A 16,788-nucleotide genomic window follows, 5' to 3' on the forward strand; every position below is an offset into this window, starting at 1 on the left:
CTCAACCACTCACGCAGCAGTGGTTCCTCATCCTCGAGCAGGGTCAGAGCCGGAGCGGGAGAATTCGCCATAAACCAATTCTCCCAAACACCCAACCATTCAGGAATTAACGACACGCGACACTAGATACCGTTCCTCAACCTGCTTGACAAGACATAGAAGGATCGAGGTTGCAGAGCCGCCGTCGGGTAGTTCGGGGAGGGAAGGGAGGGGACGAAAACGGCGGCCCGGGTACCTTGTTCGGTATCCGGGCCGCCGTTTCGACGTCAGCGGTCAGCCGCCGCTCGGTCGAGTCAAATCAGGCCTCAGCCCTTGACCTTGGCTTCGATGGCCGCGCCGACCTCGGCGTCGATGTTCTTCCAGTACTGGATCGCGTTCGACAGCACCGGCTCCTCGACTCCGTCGGAGAGTCCGCCGGCAACGGTCTCGATGAGACCCTGGCGCTCCTCCTCCGAATAGACCTCGCGGACCAGGGTGTGTGCCTGGCCGAAGTCGTCGTCCTCGGCGTGCAGGCTGTAGGCGCTGCGCACGAGCTCGCCGTCGGCTTCCCAACCGTTGTCGACCGGGCCCTGTTCGTCCTGGTAGGACCGTCCGTACGAGTTCGGGGCGTAGACCGGTGCATTACCCGAGTGGTGGTACTGCATCTGGCCTTCCTTGTCGTACGAGTTCGTCTTCGTGACAGGAGCGTTGACCGGCAGCTGGTTGAAGTTCGTGCCGATGCGATTGCGCTGTGCATCCGGGTAGGAGAACACGCGCCCCAGAAGCATCTTGTCCGGCGAGAGCCCGGTTCCCGGCACGGTGTTCGAGGGGCTGAAGGCCGCCTGCTCGATCTGTGCGAAGTGGTTCGAGGGGTTCTCGTTGAGGGTGAACTTGCCGACCTCGATGAGAGGGTAGTCCTTCTTCGACCAGGTCTTGGTCAGGTCGAAGGGGTTGAACCGGTAGTCCTTGGCCTCTTCGTAGGGCATGATCTGCACGCTGAAGGTCCACGACGGGTAGTCTCCGCGCTCGATGGCGTCGAACAGGTCGCGGCGGTGCATATCCGCGTCCTCGCCGGCCATCCGACCGGCTTCCTCGTTGCTCATGTTCTCCACGCCCTGGTCGGTGTGGAAGTGGTACTGGACCCAGAACTTCTCGCCCTCGGCGTTGACCCACATGTAGGTGTGCGAGGAGTAGCCGTTCATGTGGCGCCAGCTCTTGGGCAGTCCACGCGGTCCCATGAGGTAGGAGACCTGGTGCGCCGACTCGGGGGAGAGCGACCAGAAGTCCCACTGCATGTTGTTGCTGCGCAGACCCGAGTCGGGCAGGCGCTTCTGCGAGTGGATGAAGTCGGGGAACTTCATGGGATCACGGACGAAGAACACGGGGGTGTTGTTGCCCACCATGTCGAAGTTGCCCTCTTCGGTGTAGAACTTCAGCGCGAATCCGCGCACATCGCGCCAGGAGTCGGGCGAACCGAGCTCACCGGCAACGGTGGAGAAACGGGCGAGCATCGGGGTCTTCTTGCCCGGCTGCAGGAAGTCGGCCTTCGTGTAGGCGGAGACGTCTGCGGTGACTTCGAGCTCACCGAAGGCGCCGGATCCCTTGGCGTGCGGGCTGCGCTCGGGCACACGCTCACGGTCGAAGCGAGCAAGCTTCTCAACCAGCGCCACGTCGTGGAGCAGCAGCGGTCCATTCGCGCCGACGCTCAGCGAGTGGGCATCGGATTCCCTCGGCGCACCGGACTCGGTCGTCGACGGCTTCGTATTGTCATGTCCGGCGTATTCATGATCTGTATGTTGCGTCATCACATCTCCTTCAACCGTTTGACATCAGGCGACCTCGCGCATTCCTCCGCCCGTGCCCGACAGAGAGATGTGCCTTCCACCGGGCCTGTGGAGCGGACGGTTGCGCGCGCCTCACCTGATCTCGATTTCCCGACGTCGGAAGTACATCGTCGGAGTCACTTTCAACCTAGCGAGGTTCTCTGATCGGTACAACCAAGGGTGGACTGTCTAAATTCCCTGACCTGCTGGTGCCGGAATCAGCCCTGCGCCGAGGCGGCCGATCCACCGCTGGAACCGCCGGCCGATCCGCCGGTTCCCGAGCTCGACGATCCGCCGCCGCCCGCGGAGGATCCGCTGTTGCCGGCCCCCGAGGAGCCCTCCGCTCCGCCGCTGGAGTCGCCCGCACTCCCGCTGCCTCCTGTGCTGTCCGAGGCCGATGTTCCGCCGCCCGATTCGGTGCCGTCGGCAGTTGTCGAACCGGTGTCGGTTCCGGTGTCCGTCGAGGAGTTCGTGCCCTGCCCGTTCTGACTGGAATCCGCGCCCTGAGTGTCGGTCTCCCCCGCCGAGGTGGACTGGCCGGTCTGACCGCCCGACCCGCTGTCGGAGGAGCTCTGCTGACTGTCCGCACCCGACTCGGAGCCGCTGTTCGAGCCCTCGCCGGAGGATCCGGAATCGGAGTTTCCGGTATCCGTTTCCTCACCGACTGACGACTGCCCGGAGACCGATCGTGAGATCTGCGAGGTGCCAGGGGAGATGTCGGCATCGGTGAAGGACTCGGCCATGACGACGCCGCCGAGGCCGATTCCGAAGGCGGCGACACCGATCGTCAGCGGGTAGAGAACCCGCTTGCGACGCAGTTTCTGCCACCAGGTGCGGGGTTCTTCGTCAGCTCCGGTGTCTGATTCGTCGCCGACCGTTTCGTCTCCCGGCGCCGAGGCGGCTGTCGCGTCTGCGTAGACACCCGCGGGCTCCGGCGGGGCGAAGGCCGAATCCTCGGCGAGGGTCTGATCGACAGCTGCGGTCTTCGCGGTGGGGTTCTTTGCGATCTTCGCCTTAACAGCCGGGGCCAGCTTGGAGCCGACCTCCTGGATCTTCTCCTTGCCTTTGTCGAGGCTGCGTCCGTAGAGGGTGACAGCGAGACCGGTGACGATGCTCGCGATGCCGGCACCGACGACGGTGCCGGCGACGCCGAGCTGACCGCCGATGACCGAAGAGGTCGCCGCAGCACCGGCACCCGCGATGAGCTGGGTCGCCGAGATGCGTCCTTCGGACTTCTTCTCGTCAGCATCGCCATCCGCTTCGGCCGCCTCACGGCCGTCCGGCGACGGTACCGAGGCAGCCTGTTGTCCGCCCCCGGCGCCCACGGCTTCCGCCGACACGGTCTTTGCCGGATCTGCTCCGGTCCGATCGTCACGGCTGATCGGATTGGGCGGCATCACCGGAGTGGTGACATGCTCGGTCGGCGTCGCCTCGGTGCGAGGCTTCTCCGCGATCTCCTCGGTGATGAGCGGCAGGGTCTGAGAGTGCTGCGGCGCACTCGTCGGGGCCTCACTGCCGGGAGTCGTCCGCTGCTTGTCCGTCTGGTCGGGTTCGCCGTGATTCGATGCCAATGGTCCTCCATAAACACGTACTTCTCACCAGTATCGGACTCGAGTGTCCGGGCAACCTGACCCACCCCCTCCCAGTCTGGGAGATCGCTGACCCCCTGGACTGCGGGCAGAGGCGATGACCTGCGAAAACGAAGACCGGTGTGATGCGGCAGACACCCGTTTCACATCATTTCCCCAGCCGTGAGAGTCCCGTCTTCCCTCAGTGCAGGAGGACTCCGCCGAGGCGGTCGGTCGGACCATCGCAACCGGTGAGTTCGAGCAGCTGGAAACGTGGGTGGTCAGGGTTCGACGCGAGGGTGAGAAGGAAGGCGGCGCCGTCGTCGGCACTCACTGTGCGTTCCTCATCGGGGCCGATCATCACCAGCCCTCGCCGAGGCGGGTCGACCGAATCCGCCTGAGCGACCATCAGATTGACTGCGAAGCACGGCTCACCCAGTTCAGTGAGCACGACGGCTTGGTCCCCGCGGAAGCGCAGCGGAGTCAGCCGGGGAATGCGCTGCGTTCGACCGTCGACGGACAGCACCACCTCGGCGGTGGGCAGGAAGGTGCGCACCATCCCGGGCAGGGCGGAGAACTCGGCGGTGCGATCGAGCCGTGCGATGCTCAGTCGCCACGGCCGCGCAAGCGGGGTCAGACTCTCGGAGTCGGCGAGGGAGACGAGCTCGGTCGTCTCCCCGGCACCGTTGGCCCAGGGAACGGGATCACGATCATCGAAGCTGGTGAGAACGCGCATGGAACTACTTTAGACGGACCCGCGACGGGTTGTTCACAGCCTCGATATCGGGGGTTCCCTCACAAACGGGGTTGCTATGAGAGCTGAGAGGACTAGCCTTGAGTGGTGTTTTTCGTCGGGGCGACCCGGCTGAGAGCAACGACATCAATCAGAACGATGAGGGGCTCGCGGAGACGACTGCGCGTGATTCTCACACTCTGCGAGTTCGCGCCCGGGTCGCGTTCCCGCAAGCCTCTCACCGGCAATCGGAGGGAGGGACATGTTCGGACCGGACAATGTCCGCCGGCGGTGGCGGCCGGAAGAGATCACAGTGACTAGGGCATGTCTCCTTTATGTGGGGCTCTTGGGCTGACACGCTGGATTGGTGACTACACAGCAACGACACCGAGTATTCACTGATGAGCAGTGGGCACGAATCGAACCGCTACTGCCCTCGAACGCCGGCAAGAGAGCCCGACCATTTGAGAACAACCGCCGAATCGTCGAAGGAATCGTCTACCGCTACCGAGCCGGCATCGCCTGGCGCGACCTGCCACGCGAACACTTCGGCCCCTGGCAGACAGTATGGAAACGCCACCGCCGCTACGCCGCCGACGGCACCTGGGACCGTGTGCTGGCCCGAGTGCTCTCTGAAGCCGACGCAGCCGGTGACATCGATTGGAACATCTCCATCGATGGCACCATCAACCGTGCCCACCAGCACGCAACGAACACGACACGCCCTGACCAGGACACAGGGGGCTACATCGAACTACAAGAATCTGCCCGATCAGGAATGTGAACCAGCCGGACACGGCATCGGTCGCTCACGCGGTGGGCTGACAACGAAGATCCACCACGCCGTCGACGGTAAAGGTCGGCCTTTGGCTGTGGTGATCACCGGCGGGCAGCGTCATGACGGAGTGATCCTGCCGCAAGTGCTGGCCGATATTCGAGTGCCGCGGGCTGGTGGTGGTCGTGCTCGCACACGTCCGGACGCGGTCTTGGCCGATCGAGCTTATGGGTCCAAAGGCAACCGCGACTACCTGCGCGGCCGCGGTATTCGGGCGGTGATCCCGGAGAAGAAAGACCAGATCGCGACAAGGAAAAAGCGCGGCAGCAAAGGTGGCCGGCCGCCAGTGTTCGACGCCGGCGCCTATCGGAACCGTAACGTTGTGGAGCGTTCGTTTGCCTACGTCAAGCAATGGCGAGGGTTAGCGACGAGATACGACAAGCTCGCCATCACCTATCGAGCTGCAGTCGTGATCAGCGCGATTCTGACATGGCTCCGCCGATAAAGGAGACATGCCCCAAGCCCGACGTCACGAAGCGGGCCATCGGTGCCGCGGCCATCGGCAACATCACCGAATGGTACGACTTCGGCGTCTACGGCTACCTCGCAGTCGTGATCGAGGGAATCTTCCTGCCGGAGGACTCAGGACCGATCGGGACCGTCATCGTTGCCGGACTCTTCGCCGTCGCCTTCCTCGTCCGTCCTCTCGGCGGTCTGGTGTTCGGCCCTCTGGCCGACAAGATCGGGCGCAACAAGGTGCTCGCGATGACGATGATCATGATGGCCGCCGGCACCTTCCTCATCGGTGTCATCCCCGACTATGCGACCGTCGGCTTGTGGGCACCGTTCCTGCTGCTCGCCTGCCGTCTGCTCCAGGGCTTCTCCACCGGCGGCGAGTACTCGAATGCGATGACGTTCATCGCCGAATACGCACCCGACCGTCGCCGCGGCTTCCTCGGCAGCCTGCTCGAGGTCGGAACGTTCACCGGCTACGTCCTCGGTGCACTCGTCGCCACGATCATGCAGGCTGTTTCGACTCCCGAATTCCTCGAGTCGTGGGGTTGGAGGATCCCATTCTTCGTCGCTCTGCCTCTCGGCTTCATCGGCGTCTACCTGCGCACGAAGCTCGCCGACACTCCTGCCTACAAGGAGATGGAGAAGCTCTCCGAACAGGAGGAGCAGAAGAACCATGCCAAGGGCGAGTTCAAGAAGATCTTCAAGCTGTGGCCGAACCTGCTGGCCTGCTGTGGTCTGGTGCTGGCCTGGAACGTGACGAACTACATGCTCACCTCGTTCATTCCCGTGTACTTCCCGATGGTCGAGGACCTCCAGGGCAGCGGCGGAGTCTCCGAACTGACCTCGCAGGTCCTGCAGATCATCGTCATGGCCTGCTGCCTGGCGCTCATCCCGGTCATCGGCAAGCTCTCGGACAGGGTGGGCCGCAAAGCCGTTGTGCGCGCGGGTGCGCTCTCGCTCATCGTGCTCTCGTTCCCGTCGCTGTGGCTCATCCGCGGGCACAACGACTTCGTGGTCTTCCTCGGCCTGCTCATCATGGGGCTCAGCCTCATCTGCTTCAGCGCCACGATGCCCTCGACTCTGCCGTCGCTGTTCCCGACGATGGTCCGAGCCGGTGCTCTGGCGATCGCGTTCAACGTCTCGATCTCGCTGTTCGGCGGCACGACCTCGTTCGTCATGACCTCGCTCATCAACGCCACCGGATTCCTCATGTGGCCGGCGATCTACCTCATGGCCGCAGGAGTCATCGGGCTCGTCACGATCCACTTCGTGCCTGAGAGCAATCGTCGTCCGCTGTGGGGTTCGACTCCGTCGGCGGCGTCGAAGGAAGAGGCGAAGGACCTCGCCCAGGAGCTCAACGAGGAGGCCGACCTGGTCTGATCCGCACGCTCACCCACGACTGTGCCCGGTCAGGATCTCCGTCCTGTCCGGGCACGTCTGTCTGAGCCGGCGCGTATCAGCGCCGACGGTCTCTCCGGATCAGCGCTGGGAGGGGCCGGTCAGCCCTTGCACAGGCAGAACGGGTGGCCGGCCGGGTCGAGGAAGACGCGGAACGTCTCACCCGGCTGGTCAGGGGCCTTGCCCGCACCGATCTCGAGCACTGCCTCTTCGGCGACGTCGAGATCGTCGACGATGACGTCGAGGTGCATCTGCTGCGGGTGGGCCTGACCGGGCCAACTGGGTGCGTGATAGTCCTCGACCTGTTGGATGCAGATCGGCGGCCAGGAACTGGAGACGACTTCTGCCCAGGTGCCGTCCTCTTCGACGGTGACCGACCAGTCCAGGAGTTTTCCGTAGAACTCCGCGAGCTCACCGGCGTCAGGGGCGTCGAGCACGACAACGGGCTGCTTTGCAATAGCCATGACCTGAGTCTACGCCGCCGCACTGACATGTCGAAGGATCTTAGGACGGCGGGCGGGCCACGGCCGTCAAGGCGTAGGATTGTTGAGCAGATCCGCCGATGCCTCCTCTTCTCTCGGCCGCACCGGCATCCCTCGAGTGAAGGTCCACGATGAGTTCACATACCCTGCCCGCCATCGATGCTCCGGCGGTGTACATCATCCATGACAACCCCGAATGGCTCACCCCGTTCACGGAGGCGCTCGACCGCCTCGGCGTGGCCTACGTCGAATGGCTGCTGCCCGAGACCACGATCGACCTCGCCGCCGAACCCCCGCACGGGCTGTTCTGGTCACGGCTGTCAGCGTCGGCGCACACGCGCACGGATCCGCACGTCAAGGAGTACGGCCGTGCGGTCCTCGACTGGCTCGATGCCGCGGGCCGTCGAGTCATCAACGGTCGTGGGGTCTATGAGCTCGAGGTGAGCAAGATTCGGCAGCATCGTCGGCTGTCCGGTCACGGTTTCGATGTGCCGCACACGGCCGCGGCCTTCGGTGCTCAAGCCCTCACCGAGGCGGCCGCACCCTTCACTCCCCCATTCATCACGAAGCACAACCAGGGCGGGAAGGGCCTCGGTGTCCGTCGCTTCGATTCCCATGCCGAACTCGACGCGGCTGCCGCCGACTTCGCTCCTGACGGTGCGAACGCTCCGATCGACGGGATCACCCTCGTCCAGGAATATGTGCGCCCGGCCGAGCCGTTCATCACCCGTGCCGAATTCATCGGCGGTCGGTTCCACTATGCCGTGCGCGTCGACGTCTCCGACGGTTCGTTCGAACTGTGTCCGGCCGACGCCTGCGAGATCCCCGGTCCCGACGCTTCTGCCCGCGCGACGGCGGCGAGCGCTGGTGCGACGGCGATCGAACCGTTCGCACTGCGCCCGGAGATCACCCGGGACACTCCCCTCGTCGGTCGCCTCGAGGCCCTCTTGGCAGAGCTGGGTATCGAGATCGCCGGCGTGGAGTTCATCGAAACTCTCGATGGTCGGCAGGTCGTCTACGACATCAACACGAACACGAACTACAACCCCACCGTCGAGGCGGCCGAACGCTCGTCGGGCCGTCAGCCCGCCGCCGACCGTATCGCGGAGTACGTGTCCGACACCCTCGCCGAGGTGGCCCCACCGATCCCCTCAGCTGCGTCGGCTCGCTGAGCTGGCCGCGCTGCCCGATGGCAAGGGTGAGGCGATCGCACCAGCGGTGTGGGACGTCGATGCCGATCAGTCCGTCGCACCCCGTCCTCTCTCCCTGAGAACCCTCCTTGTCCCGGTGATAGTGTCGAGGTGCTGCAGGGGAGCGCCGGAAGAATCGGCGCTGAGAGTGCACACGCAGACCCTTTGAACCTGATCCGGTGAGCACCGGCGGAGGGAGTGGAAGCGCAATGGCAACTGCAGAACTCGACACATCGATCACAGTGGCCGCCGACGGAGCAGTATCGGCACTGCTGAGGTCGACCAGCAGACAATGGGCTCAGGCCGTCGATCACCGGTTCGTCCGGGAACTCTTCGCCGGCACCATCGACGATGCTGTCATGCGGGACTACCTGGTGCAGGACTACCAGTTCTTCGAGTCGTTCCTGTCCATGCTCGGCGCGTGCGTCGCCCATGCCGACGCGCTCGATGCAAGGCTGCGGTTCGCCAAGCAGCTGGGGATGCTCGTCGCCGATGAGGACACCTACTTCGTCGATTCCTTCGCCGAGTTCGGCGTCAGTCCTGCCGACTACCGCGACCCCGAACTGACTGCACCGACGACAGGCTTCCGGGATCTCATGGACGACGCCGTCGCCTCCGCGGAGTATCCGCAGCTGCTCATCGTCCTCGTCGTCGCCGAATGGCTCTACCTCGACTGGGCAGAGTCCCGCGATGCGACACCTCCACGCCAGGTGCACCGAGGGTGGATCGACCTGCACCGAGGCGACGCCTTCCGTGCGTGGGTGCAGTTCCTCGTCGACGAACTCGAACGAGTCTTCCCCGCCGAAGCCGCCGGAGCTGCTGAAGCCACCCACCTGGCTCGCGCCTGGCAGCGAGCCGTCGACCTCGAATGTGCCTTCTTCGACGACGTCTACCGGACCGATTCTCATTGACTCGAGGCAGCCCCGCTGCCCTACTCCCCTAGACTGAACTCATGAGCACTGAGGTGGATGCAGTCGTCGTCGGTTCCGGCCCCAATGGCATGGCTGCCGCGGTCACTCTGGCTCGGGCGGGACTGACCGTCGAAGTCTTCGAAGCCGAATCGACGATCGGCGGCGGGGCCCGCACTCTCGACCTCGGCCTGGCCCCGGGCATCACCCACGACATTTGCTCGGCGGTCCATCCTCTGGCGATCGCCAGCCCCTTCTTCGTCGACTTCGACCTGCGCGCCCGCGGTATGGAGCTGACCACTCCCGAGATCTCCTACGCCCAACCGCTCGACGGCAGACTCGCCGCGCTGGCCTTCCACGATCTCGACGAAACCGTCGACCGCCTCGGCGAGGCCGGACCGGAATGGCGGCGCTTCTTCGCTCCGCTGCTCGACCGCGTCGATGACGCCATCTGGCTCTCGCTCGGTGACAAACGTTCGGTGCCGACGACCCTGCGCGATCTGCCGGGAATCGCCAATGTCGTGAAGTTCGGGCTCCGGCTGCTGGGCCAGGCCAGCCCCGCATGGAACATTCCGCTGTCCCACGAATCAAGCCAGGCCCTGTTCACCGGTGTTGCCGCGCATGCGATCGGCGGGCTGCCGGCGATGGGCACGGCCGCCACGGCTACGATGCTCTCCACGGTCGCTCACGCCGGCGGTTGGCCCTCACCCATCGGCGGGTCCCAGGCGATCATCGACCACCTCGTCGCCGATCTCGAAACCCACGGCGGGACCGTGCACGCGAATTCGCCGATCGGCCATGTCACCGACCTGCCCAAGGCCCGCGCCTACCTGCTCGACACCTCGGCGTTGGGGGCGGCGAAGATCTTCTCCGGGCTGCTGCCGGCTCAGGTCGATAGGAGCCTGCGGACGTTCGAGCACGGCAATGCTGCGGCCAAGGTCGACTTCGTCCTCGACGGTCCGGTTCCCTGGTCCGACCCCGACGTCAACCGCGCCGGCACCATTCACGTGGGTGGCTCACGTGCGCAGATGGCCGCCGCCGAGGCGACCGTGATGTCTGGACGCATGCCTGCCGATCCCGTGTGCCTCGTCTCCGACCCGACCGTCTTCGATCCCTCCCGCGAGGTGGGCGGGCTGCGGCCGCTGTGGACCTACGCACATGTGCCCTTCGACTGCCCGCTCGACCCGACCGAATACATCACCCGGCAGATCGAACGCTTCGCGCCCGGCTTCCGCGACCGCATCGTCGCTCACAACGCCATTCCCGCCTCCGAGATGGCCGGGCACAACCAGAACTACATCGGCGGGGACATCGCCACCGGCGTCGTGACCTTCTACCGGATGATGGCCCGCCCGCGTCTGACGTGGGACTCCTACAGCCTCGGCGCCCCCGGGGCGTTCCTGTGCTCGGCTGCGACTCCACCGGCCCCCGGCGTGCACGGAATGAACGGCTGGTTCGCGGCCCGCCGAGCGCTCAAGACCCGGTTCGGCATCGCCGAAGCCCCGAGCCTGAGCCCCGGAGACTGATCGAGCGCGTCACCGCGGGAACGCCCGAGCGCCTCAGACCTGATCGAATCGGGCACAGATCGTCGGGCGGGGCACCCCGGCTCGCCGGGAGTATGGATGAGTGAAGGGAGAGACCGTGATCGCTGAACTCAACACACTCATCGACGTCATCGAGTCGAATCTGTCTGCCGATTCCGCAGAGTCCGTCGAGGTCGATGCGCTGGCTGCCAGGCTCGGCACGACCGAGTACCATCTGCGTCGGATGTTCTCATCGCTGGCGGGAATGCCGCTGTCGGAATATGTCCGCAGGCGCAGAATGACCGTCGCCGCAGGTGATGTCATCGACGGTGAGGATCTGCTGAGCGTGGCGGTGCAGTACGGATACGGATCGACCGAGGCATTCACACGCGCATTTCGGTCCGTCCACGGTGCGGCCCCGTCCGAGATTCGGCGCACTGGCGGTCCCCTTCGCAGTCAACAGTCACTCAGGTTCCGCCTGACGATCGAAGGGAGTTCGACCATGGACACCACAATCATCGACCACCCCGCATTCGCACTCATCGGCCATGCTGTGCGCGTGCCGCTCATCCACGAGGGAGAGAACCCGCATATCCGCGAGTTCGTCGCTTCGCTCCCGACCGCCGAGCACGAACGGCTCAAGACGCTCTCGGACACGACACCGGCCGGTCTGCTCCAGGTCACGGACGGTGTGGATCCGGACTATCGGGAAGGGACCGATCTCACCTATCTGCACGGGGTCGCTGTCTCGGCGGCCGCCTCGGCGCCGGGTGACCTCGATGCCATCGATGTCCCGGCCGGAATGTGGGCCGTCTTCACGGCAAGCGGCCCGTACCCGAAGGCGCTGCAGGACACGTGGGCGGCCACGGCCGGCGAATGGTTCCCATCGAACCCGTGGCGGCTGCGTCCGGGACCCTCGATCGTGTCGATCCTCGATCACGCCGAGGACTTCAGCACCGCGACGACCGAACTCTGGCTGCCCGTGGAGCGAGCCTGATTCAGCCCCGCACCCACCGGTCGGCATCGTCGTCGAAGTGCCATTCGACCACCACGGCGACGGTGTCGATGACATCACCCAGCCAGAACGTCGTATCCGGGTGCCAACCCGCCATCAGGCTCGCGGTCTGATCGTCGGTATTGCCCATCGTGGGCATGGTCTCTGACTCCTCGCCGAGGTGGCCCTGCGCTACGTCAATGACCACGCCTGCCGTACGCAGGTAGCCGGACAGACCGACGTGGACGCCGTCGAATTCCTCGGCCACCTGCGACCAGTCTGGGATGACCCAGCGACCCTTGCGCCCGGTGGTCTCGAACCAGACCTGACGGCGCCCGGCGGTGACGTCGAGCGGGTGGCGACGGCACAGATCGGCCCAGTCCTCAGGTGTACGGATCTCGGCGATGCGGGCGTCCGGGTTCAGTCTCAGGCGGCAGGCCCGGGCACGATTGAGACCGAAATCGTCTTCGACGAGCTCGACGCCGATCGGGGTTCCGTCCGGCCAAGTCGCCGTCGATGACCAGAGGCCGGCCGGCGGGGTCGACCACCATTCGCCCGAGACCTCCTCATACGGATTCTTCGCGAAGTCGTGACGGTACCGGGTTTCCGTGGTGAGGACATCTGCGAGCCACTCGCCGAGTCCCCAGGGCTGCCGGATCTCCCCACCCCCGTCGGGCGGATAGAGATCGGTCAGAGTGATCTCCGGATGCTCTTCCGAAGAGTCGGCGGGGTCCGACTCAAGGTCGAAGACCGCCGGCAGTGAACCACGGTGCTCTGCATCATCCCAGGCCAGGGCCCATTGATCATCTGTTTTGAGCGGGCGCGACCAACTGTCGAGCAGCCCGGTGTCGATGAGGTTCTCGGCGAAAGGGCGCAGGGCTTCGCGCACCACGGGGTCGGAGGCGATCTGGTCGTCGCCGTGCGGTGGCTGCCAGTACATGGCGCCGGTGATGACCTCGGCCATCTCGTTCTCAAGATCAGCCTGGGTCGGCGTCACCGGAGTGACTCGTCGCAGCTGTGTCGCGACAGCGACGGGTCTCACGTTCGTCGGCTCCAGTTGGAGTTCCGGCTCCGATTCGACCTCCGAGTCGTCCGCGCGCAGGTACACCGTCACGGCGAGCCCCTGCGCCCTGTCGATGTGTGAACCGGCGGCGAACACCGCACTGCGAAACTCATCCAAGGCACGCGCCTCCTCGGTGAGGGGCTCAGCTCCGTCGTCGAATTCGTCTGTCCGGCCGCGCAGTGCCAGCCCGAACACCAGCGATCGTCCCCGCGGAGACGCGAGCAGATCCTCGGCGGTGAGCGGGCGATTCTCCGATGCGGTCATGGGCACCACCCTAAATCGGTGCGTGCTCCACTGCCGTCATCACGTCTCCGTTGCCGTCATCACGTCCCGCTGGGGACGTCGGAACGCGGCTCCTCGATGTTTGTCTCGTCGATGGGCACCGCCTCGGCGAGGATCCGTGCCCCTTTCGCCGCCTTCAGCCCGGCACCGAGGACCCCGATGATGACGAGCACGGCACCACACAGCTCTCCGGCAGTCACGGTCTCCCCGAGGACGAGCCAGGCCGCGCTCATACCGACCACGGGTACGAGCATGGAGAACGGGGCGACGACCCCGGCGGGATTGCGCGACATCAGCCACGACCAGATGCCGGAGCCGAGGATCGTCGCGATGACGACGGTGTAGATCAGCCCCGCGAGACCGATCATGCCGGTCGCCGAGCCGAGCGTCGTCATCGACGTGCCGATCGCGGTCGGTCCTTCGACGATGAGCGAGATGAGGAGCATCGGCAGCGGCGGGATGATCGACATCCACATCGTGAACTTCACGGGTTCGACCGACTTCGCCTGCCGATTGCAGATATTGCCGATCGCCCACCCGAACGCGCCGGCCACGGTCAGGAGGAAGGGCAGGAAGCTCGCCGATGAGTCGAGGCGCTGCCAGCCGACGACTCCGAGGCCGGCCATCGCGACGACGAGGAACACCATCTGGGAGGCACGGACCCGCTCGCGCAGAAACGTCATCCCCAGCAGCACGGTGAAGGGTCCCGAGGCCTGGAGGACCAAGGATGCCAGGCCGGTGGGCATGCCGGTGGCCATCGCCCAGTAGAGGAACGCGAACTGCAGGACCCCGAAGCCGAGCCCGTAGCCGGCGATCCAGCGGAACTTCACGTCCGGTTTCGGCACGAACAGCAGCGCCGGCAGCGCGAGGAGACCGAAGCGCAGGGCAACGAGGAAGAATGGCGGGAACTGGTCGAGCGAGAGGTCGATCGCGAGGAAGTTCAACCCCCACATCACCGCCACCGAGGCGGCCAGCAGACAGTGTTTGAAAGACATGGCCTTATTCTCGGGCCCGGTCATACTGAAGCACAATCGCACGATGCTTCAGCTACTGTGTAGCCTGGCTTCATGGATATTGATCCGAGGCACCTCGAACTGCTCCGCCTGTTCGACGAGTACGGCAGCGTCACCGCCGTCGCCGACGTCACGCACCGCTCCCCGTCGGCCGTCTCGCAGCAGCTGCGGCAGGCCGGCCGCGAGATCGGCCGCACCCTCGTCGAACCCGCCGGACGCGGACTCACGCTTACCGCCGCGGGACGTCTGCTCGCCCACGGCGGGCGGGAGGTGGCCCGTACGCTGGCCCGCGTGCAAGCGCAGTGGGAGGGCCACCTCGGCGAGGCTGTCGGAGAGATCAGCCTGACCGGACTGCCGAGTGCCCTCACCTATCTCCTCCCTGACGCCCTGCGGCGACTGCGTCAGGAGCACCCGGCGGTCGAGCTGCGGATGGACGACGTCGACCTCGCCGAACACGAATTCGCGGGGCTGACCCGGGACGTCGACATCGTCGTCGCGCACAGCCTCGTCGCCGAACGCCCCCTCGGCACGGACGGACTCACCGTCGTTCCGCTCGCCCGCGAGCCCATCGACGTCGCCCTCGCGAGCGACCATCCGCTCGCCGGCCGCGCGTCACTGACCCCGGACGATGTCGTCGGCTGCCGCTGGGTCGGAGTGCCGCGCGGGTATCCCTTCGACACGATCCTCACCTCGATCGAGCACGTCACCGGTCGCGACCTCGACGTCGTCCAACGCATTCGGGACAACCGTCTCATTGAGGCGATCGTCGCCTCCTCGGATCAGGTCGCACTCCTCCCCCGATTCACGACACCGCGAGATGCGGGTTTGGCACTGGTACCGCTGACGGGGGTGACGACGACGCGGTGGATCGTTGCGGTGATGCGCCCGGACACGGCCGAACGGGTCGCGGTGCGCGCGGTGATCGCGGCTCTCAGCCAGACCGGGGGCACAGCGGACGAGGAACCAGCAGTCGAGGACTAGGCCGCGCCGGTGCTTGTGTTGGTTGGTGTGCCGCTGAAGCGCCTGGGCACGAGCTTCTCCAGCGGCAGGAACGCCGCCCAGCAGATGACGGTCGGCAGGAAGTGGATGCCCAGTGCCAGGTAGGTCATGAGGTGGAAGAGGCAGAAGAACGCGACGACAGCGTAGAGCCACTTGCCCTTGAGGAACAGGGCGACCGGTGAGAGGAACTCGAAGACGAGCGTCGCCCACTGTGCGGCGATGAGGAGGCCGGGCATCTCGAGGAACGGCTTCGACCATTCGGCGCCGCGGCGCATGAGCGCCCAGATGATGACTGCGCCGTTCGCCCAGTGGGTGATGTTGCCCGACGCGATCCACTTCATCAGCACCGAGTAGAAGTAGGTGAGCACGACCGAGATCTGCACGATCCGAAGCGCCCAGCCGGCCCGCGCCGAGGCGGTGCTGACGTCGCGGAATCGGGCGATGCCGATCGTCGGCAGGACGAAAGCGGCGATGACGAGCGCCATATGATCATGTGCCACGTAGCCGTAGCCCTGGGTGTAGAACATCCACGCGCCGAAGCTGATCGCCACCGCCCAGCCGCTGATGCGCTGGAGGATTCCGGCGGCGGCGAGCAGAGAGAACACGATGATGGCGGCGAGCAGAATCTGCGCACCGAGCACGCTGACCGCGGGGATGTGCAGGAACCGCGCCAGCCACAGCGGCTGATAGAACTCAGGTGTCCAGCCGTGGGCGATGACGTCACCGGAGATCGTGAGCACATCGATGATGATGAAGACGTAGATGAAGACGCGGAACACGGCCGCCCGAGCCAGCGGCACGACGGGCATGAACCAGCGGAGGAACGGGTTCGTGGGGGCCGCCTCGGCGGGGGTGGTCGTCAATGTCGGAGTGCCGGTCATCGGACCTCCCAGGTCGCCAGCGTCGTCTGTTCGGGTTCGCCGACGGCCAGACCGTTCTGCAGTTGGGTGGTGGTGCGGCAGAGGATCATCGTTTCGGGTTTCGGTTCGTTCGGATGCAGCCGAACGTATGAGTCGGCCAGGGACTGCATGAGCTCGGGGTGGGCGATGACGCGGTCGAGCTGGGATTCGACATCGCCGCGTTCGATGCCGACGGTCGCGGCGTTGAAGCCGAGGCGGCGCGGTTCGTCCTCACCGGGGAACTGAGCTTCGATACAGGTGGAGTTCACGGTGCCGTTGAGGTCTTTGGCAGTGGCGTATTGGGTCAGCGAGCCGAGCGGGAAGAAGTCGTTCGTGTTGAGGAACTGTCCGCAGGTGAGGATGACGAACGCAACGGCAGGGACGACGATGCGCCAGGCGATGGAGACCTTCGACAGCGGTTTCACACGGGTCGGGGCTTTGTCGCTGTGATAGTCGGCTGCGGCGGATTGGTCGGTGCCGTCTGCAGCGGACGTGGCAGCCGAGTCCGCGGCGGGGTCCTGGCTCGTCAGGAGGCGGCGCTTCTTCTCTTCCATACGCTGCGGGACTCGTCCTCTCGGGTGCGGCTCGTTCGCTGACAATAATCCTATCCGCCCAGAACTACCTGACGGGGGCTCTGCAACCT

General features: G+C 65.4%; 14 protein-coding genes, 1 pseudogene and 1 riboswitch. Of the genes and pseudogenes, 7 read left to right on the plus strand and 8 right to left on the minus strand.

Going from position 1 to position 16,788, the window contains the following annotated elements:
- Window positions 1–305: 305 nt before the first annotated feature.
- The 3 genes from EB835_RS17020 to EB835_RS17030 all read right to left on the minus strand — a co-directional run bounded on the left by EB835_RS17020 (window position 306) and on the right by EB835_RS17030 (window position 4,106).
- A complete protein-coding gene (locus EB835_RS17020) occupies window positions 306–1,784 on the minus strand; it encodes a catalase (RefSeq protein ID WP_135810642.1) in 1,479 nt (492 codons plus the stop codon).
- 236 nt (window positions 1,785–2,020) lie between these two features.
- Window positions 2,021–3,373, minus strand: a complete 1,353-nt coding sequence (locus EB835_RS17025) for a hypothetical protein (protein ID WP_135810643.1) — start codon at window positions 3,371–3,373, stop codon at window positions 2,021–2,023.
- A 199-nt stretch (window positions 3,374–3,572) separates the two neighbouring features.
- Entirely contained in the window at window positions 3,573–4,106 is a 534-nt protein-coding gene (locus tag EB835_RS17030) for a HutD family protein (RefSeq protein ID WP_135810644.1), read from the minus strand.
- 364 nt (window positions 4,107–4,470) lie between these two features.
- Between EB835_RS17030 and EB835_RS17035 the strand changes: the two are divergent.
- A pseudogene (locus EB835_RS17035) lies at window positions 4,471–5,383 on the plus strand (IS5 family transposase).
- Window positions 5,368–6,774 (plus strand): MFS transporter, encoded by a 1,407-nt coding sequence (locus EB835_RS17040; protein ID WP_135810645.1) that lies wholly within the window; start codon window positions 5,368–5,370, stop codon window positions 6,772–6,774. Before EB835_RS17035 ends, EB835_RS17040 begins: the two are co-directional and overlap by 16 nt.
- A gap of 119 nt (window positions 6,775–6,893) precedes the next feature.
- Here the strand turns inward: EB835_RS17040 and EB835_RS17045 are convergent, their stop codons facing one another.
- On the minus strand, window positions 6,894–7,256 hold the full coding sequence (locus EB835_RS17045) for a VOC family protein (RefSeq protein WP_135810646.1): 363 nt from the start codon (window positions 7,254–7,256) through the stop codon (window positions 6,894–6,896).
- A gap of 149 nt (window positions 7,257–7,405) precedes the next feature.
- On the opposite strand from EB835_RS17045, the gene EB835_RS17050 reads away from it, so the two are divergent.
- The 4 genes from EB835_RS17050 (at window position 7,406) to EB835_RS17065 (ending at window position 11,892) form a co-directional block, all read left to right on the plus strand.
- Entirely contained in the window at window positions 7,406–8,446 is a 1,041-nt protein-coding gene (locus EB835_RS17050; protein WP_135810647.1) for an ATP-grasp domain-containing protein, read from the plus strand.
- A gap of 126 nt (window positions 8,447–8,572) precedes the next feature.
- A riboswitch (TPP riboswitch) is annotated at window positions 8,573–8,679 on the plus strand.
- Window positions 8,674–9,375: a TenA family protein gene (locus tag EB835_RS17055; protein ID WP_135810648.1), complete on the plus strand. Its 702-nt coding sequence runs from the start codon at window positions 8,674–8,676 to the stop codon at window positions 9,373–9,375. (Overlaps the previous riboswitch by 6 nt.)
- 41 nt (window positions 9,376–9,416) lie before the next feature.
- Window positions 9,417–10,898, plus strand: coding sequence for a phytoene desaturase family protein (locus tag EB835_RS17060; protein ID WP_135810649.1), 1,482 nt, complete (start codon window positions 9,417–9,419; stop codon window positions 10,896–10,898).
- Between the two features lie 115 nt (window positions 10,899–11,013).
- Window positions 11,014–11,892, plus strand: coding sequence for an AraC family transcriptional regulator (locus tag EB835_RS17065; protein WP_135810679.1), 879 nt, complete (start codon window positions 11,014–11,016; stop codon window positions 11,890–11,892).
- Window position 11,893: 1 nt separating this feature from the next.
- Here the strand turns inward: EB835_RS17065 and EB835_RS17070 are convergent, their stop codons facing one another.
- Both EB835_RS17070 and EB835_RS17075 read right to left on the minus strand, forming a co-directional pair.
- Entirely contained in the window at window positions 11,894–13,216 is a 1,323-nt protein-coding gene (locus EB835_RS17070) for a hypothetical protein (RefSeq protein WP_135810650.1), read from the minus strand.
- A 59-nt stretch (window positions 13,217–13,275) separates the two neighbouring features.
- Window positions 13,276–14,229 carry an EamA family transporter gene (locus tag EB835_RS17075; protein WP_135810651.1) on the minus strand — a complete coding sequence of 318 codons (954 nt, stop codon included), beginning with the start codon at window positions 14,227–14,229 and terminating at the stop codon, window positions 13,276–13,278.
- Window positions 14,230–14,301: 72 nt separating this feature from the next.
- Between EB835_RS17075 and EB835_RS17080 the strand changes: the two genes are divergently transcribed.
- Window positions 14,302–15,228, plus strand: coding sequence for a LysR family transcriptional regulator (locus tag EB835_RS17080; protein ID WP_205749971.1), 927 nt, complete (start codon window positions 14,302–14,304; stop codon window positions 15,226–15,228).
- Here the strand turns inward: EB835_RS17080 and EB835_RS17085 are convergent.
- Both EB835_RS17085 and EB835_RS17090 read right to left on the minus strand, forming a co-directional pair.
- The gene (locus EB835_RS17085; RefSeq protein ID WP_240688815.1) at window positions 15,225–16,127 is read right to left on the minus strand and encodes a hypothetical protein; all 903 of its coding nucleotides are present in this window, start codon (window positions 16,125–16,127) and stop codon (window positions 15,225–15,227) included. The genes EB835_RS17080 and EB835_RS17085 overlap by 4 nt on opposite strands.
- Window positions 16,124–16,699 (minus strand): hypothetical protein, encoded by a 576-nt coding sequence (locus tag EB835_RS17090; protein ID WP_135810653.1) that lies wholly within the window; start codon window positions 16,697–16,699, stop codon window positions 16,124–16,126. The genes EB835_RS17085 and EB835_RS17090 overlap by 4 nt, the downstream gene beginning before the upstream one ends.
- Between the last annotated feature and the right edge of the window lie 89 nt (window positions 16,700–16,788).

It is taken from the genome of Brevibacterium sp. S22 (assembly GCF_004745485.1).
Classification (GTDB): domain Bacteria; phylum Actinomycetota; class Actinomycetes; order Actinomycetales; family Brevibacteriaceae; genus Brevibacterium.

Coding starts and splice junctions, on each gene's coding strand:
- EB835_RS17020 (WP_135810642.1), bottom strand. CDS start 1,784: ATGACGCAACATACAGATCATGAATACGCCGGACATGACAATACGAAG.
- EB835_RS17030 (WP_135810644.1), bottom strand. CDS start 4,106: ATGCGCGTTCTCACCAGCTTCGATGATCGTGATCCCGTTCCCTGGGCC.
- EB835_RS17040 (WP_135810645.1), top strand. CDS start 5,368: ATGGCTCCGCCGATAAAGGAGACATGCCCCAAGCCCGACGTCACGAAG.
- EB835_RS17045 (WP_135810646.1), bottom strand. CDS start 7,256: ATGGCTATTGCAAAGCAGCCCGTTGTCGTGCTCGACGCCCCTGACGCC.
- EB835_RS17050 (WP_135810647.1), top strand. CDS start 7,406: ATGAGTTCACATACCCTGCCCGCCATCGATGCTCCGGCGGTGTACATC.
- EB835_RS17055 (WP_135810648.1), top strand. CDS start 8,674: ATGGCAACTGCAGAACTCGACACATCGATCACAGTGGCCGCCGACGGA.
- EB835_RS17060 (WP_135810649.1), top strand. CDS start 9,417: ATGAGCACTGAGGTGGATGCAGTCGTCGTCGGTTCCGGCCCCAATGGC.
- EB835_RS17070 (WP_135810650.1), bottom strand. CDS start 13,216: ATGACCGCATCGGAGAATCGCCCGCTCACCGCCGAGGATCTGCTCGCG.
- EB835_RS17075 (WP_135810651.1), bottom strand. CDS start 14,229: ATGTCTTTCAAACACTGTCTGCTGGCCGCCTCGGTGGCGGTGATGTGG.
- EB835_RS17080 (WP_205749971.1), top strand. CDS start 14,302: ATGGATATTGATCCGAGGCACCTCGAACTGCTCCGCCTGTTCGACGAG.
- EB835_RS17085 (WP_240688815.1), bottom strand. CDS start 16,127: ATGACCGGCACTCCGACATTGACGACCACCCCCGCCGAGGCGGCCCCC.
- EB835_RS17090 (WP_135810653.1), bottom strand. CDS start 16,699: ATGGAAGAGAAGAAGCGCCGCCTCCTGACGAGCCAGGACCCCGCCGCG.